Consider the following 2,973-nt stretch of genomic DNA (forward strand, 5'->3'; position numbering starts at 1 on the left):
ATGAATGAACGCAACCAAATACGCGACAAAGCAATGGAAGAATATCTCAGTTATGTGCCCGATATGCTGGCCACCGCTTGTCCGCTGTGCAAAAAGACTTTTGCCAAAAACCGTGATCTTCCGGTTTACGACATAGCTGAAATCGTATACATGGCAATCAAAGAAAACAATAAATCCTTCTCATCCAAAGCAGAATTTCAACAAGAAAAGAACGCAATATTTTGGACTTAGTCAGGATCATCTATTTCAATGTTGACTTATCCGCGCAGCTCTGCTTATTAATCATTTACAGAGCAAACAACCTAGCAATTTACCACAAATTGAAAATTTATTTGGTTTGTATTTATAGTTTTATTACTTTTGTTCTGGAATCATTTCTAATTTCAAATAGAAAGTATTTAGGAAGAAAATATAATAGTATTACATTCCTCCTTTTGTTTGGATTTCAGTTTTAGTTTATCTCTGTATTTGATTAAAAATTGGTGTTATATCACAGAATTTGTGGATAACAGTAGGATTTCCTTTATTCATCAATCAAATTTTACTACTTAATTATTGAAATTCTACCAATTTTATTATTTGATTCATTCGATTCCATCTCAAAAATCACATAATTAAAAGCCTTTAAATATTTCAATTAGAATTCAATAAAATAATTTATTGAACACTTTAATTAGAATTTCTGAAACACTAATTGGTTGTTGCTTATAGATTACCAACAACTACTACTTTAACTGAAAAGTACTTTTAAATAAATAATTCAACAATCAAAAAATTCAGCAAACTATGACAAAAAAGAGATTTGCAGAATCACAGATTTATCGTATTCTACAAGAAAATGAAAATGGGACAACAATTCCAGCACTTATTAAAAAGTATGGAATAAGCCAGGCAACAATCTACAACTGGAGAGTAAAGTATGGTGGTATGAATATATCCGAAATCCATAGGTTGAATGAACTGGAAGAAGAGAATGACAGGTTAAAGCGGATGTTTGCCGATTTGAGTCTTGAGAACCTTATATTAAAAGGAAAACTGGAAAAATCTAAATAGATATTGCTTTTACAAATTAGAATTTTGGAAAAGGATTTTCAAAATCTTATATTAAATTAAATTTGATAAAGTATATGGATTGAAGGTAAGATTAGTTTTCTATAACTTTCAATATTTATCCATGTAAATAATCAATAACAGGGACCATAAGGAGTCGGAAAATACCCATTGACTTTTAATTTTTTCTAACGTAATTTTATTGCATTAAAGAGATTGAAAAAGGTTTGTGTGATTATTTTTAGAATAAACTAGAAAATATTCTAATTTAATTAGAACCAATATCACAAAATTTAATGTTTTAAAAGAATGATCTTAGAAAAACAAAACTATCGCTGGTATGCGATATATACCAGAGCGAATGGTGAAAAGAAGCTTTTCAACAATTTGCAGGGAAAAAATATAGAATGTTATTTGCCAACCAGAAAGGTATTAAAGGCATGGAGCGACCGAAAAAAATGGGTCGACGAGCCATTGTTTAAATGCTATATCTTCGTAAAGGTTAGTTACAAAGAATTTTTTTACGTTCTAAATACTTCAGGAGCTGTTTGTTATGTGACTTTTGGAGGAAGAGCTCAATCCATTCCAGAAACCCAAATCACTAACATACGAAATTTTCTTTCCCAATGCGATCATGAAGTGACTTTAACTTATGAACGTATTCAAAAGGGCGTCGCTGTTGAGGTTTTACATGGGTCGTTGAAAGGAATAAAAGGAGAAGTTGCAAATGTATATGGCCAGATGAGACTATTGATTCGGTTAGATTCAATGAATTGTGGTTTGTATGCTAACATATCGAGAGATGAAGTAAAATTACTTGATGAAAATATAGTTTGCAAATCAAATGTTTTAGTTTAAAAGCAATTCATTTAAAGGTATTATTTCATTCAAAACAACAGGTCCGGAACAAAAGTATTTATCTTAAAACTCCTTGTAGGGGTATGAAAGATACAATCAAAAATTAATATAAATTTATCTTACTCATTCTTATATCCATTAAATAGTTATTCGCCCAAAACTATTTGTTAAACTATAGATTATCACCTTAAAGGGTTTGTAGTGAATAATAAGACAGAATACAATCCCGAATACGCTATCGGTTTCAATTATTTCGACTTAACACCTAACCATCATGCTTAAGGAAAGAGAACCAATTCTTGAAAAATTGAATATTGTTTTTCAGGTAGTTTTGACCATTTTTTGCTTTGACGGTGCAAAATGGTTGACGCATAAGTTTTTTGTGCCTGTACAAAGTGATTTGACACAATATAAAATAATCTTATTTATCATTGTGCCACTTTGGATAGTGATTCTTAATCAATCTAATTTAGGGCGAATTGGGAGATTGAAGATGTATTCAGTATTATTTGTAGAATATTTAACAGCAATAATAATAGGTAATGTTTTGCTTTATGTTGCAATTGTTTTTTTAGATCTTAATTCCGTCTCCAGGTTAGTATTAGGTATTTTTGCGTTGTTAAACTTAACTGTATTATATTCTTACAAATTCATTCTATCTGCAACGATGAAATATCTTCGAAGGGAGGGCTTGAATAGTAGATTAATTTTGATCATTGCTGATGAAGATTCAAGTTATTTCATTGATCGGTTGGTTGAAACTAAAGATTGGGGATATCGGATATGGGCTATAATGACTGACGATGAGGTGATTAAATCTAAATATGGCAAAGAATTCCACATCATACCATGCGTAAACGATCTTTCCGAAGTAATCGATAACAAGGCGATTGACGAAGTATTCTATTGTAAAAGTTCCTTAGAACAAAATGAAATTCAGAGGTTCATTTATTCCTGTGCAGAAGTAGGTGTGGTTTTTCGAATGCAGTCTCTATTGTTAAATTATATAAAGATGCAATCAACGCTCTCATTTTTAAACCAAATGCCATTTTTAACTTTCAGAAA

Annotated in this window: 3 protein-coding genes and 1 pseudogene; all 4 read left to right on the forward strand. The window is 30.6% G+C overall.

Annotated features, from left to right (window positions below):
* Window positions 1-231 (forward strand): annotated as a pseudogene (locus PHC28_RS17610) (hypothetical protein); the annotation flags it as partial.
* A 555-nt stretch (window positions 232-786) separates the two neighbouring features.
* Window positions 787-1,053 (forward strand): transposase, encoded by a 267-nt coding sequence (locus tag PHC28_RS17615; RefSeq protein ID WP_300103610.1) that lies wholly within the window; start codon window positions 787-789, stop codon window positions 1,051-1,053.
* Window positions 1,054-1,359: 306 nt separating this feature from the next.
* Complete coding sequence (locus tag PHC28_RS17620) at window positions 1,360-1,908, forward strand: UpxY family transcription antiterminator (RefSeq protein WP_300103612.1); 549 nt, start codon at window positions 1,360-1,362, stop codon at window positions 1,906-1,908.
* 274 nt (window positions 1,909-2,182) lie between these two features.
* Window positions 2,183-2,973, forward strand: a 791-nt coding sequence (locus PHC28_RS17625) for a hypothetical protein (protein ID WP_300103614.1), incomplete at its 3' end; no start/stop codon positions are given.

Origin of the sequence: Flavobacterium sp. (assembly GCF_028712645.1) — a bacterium.
In the GTDB taxonomy this organism is placed as follows: Bacteria; Bacteroidota; Bacteroidia; order Flavobacteriales; family Flavobacteriaceae; genus Flavobacterium.

What these genes read in the sequence shown, in the direction of transcription:
- PHC28_RS17620 (WP_300103612.1), top strand. Translation starts at nt 1,360, where the DNA reads ATGATCTTAGAAAAACAAAACTATCGCTGGTATGCGATATATACCAGA.
- PHC28_RS17615 (WP_300103610.1), top strand. Translation starts at nt 787, where the DNA reads ATGACAAAAAAGAGATTTGCAGAATCACAGATTTATCGTATTCTACAA.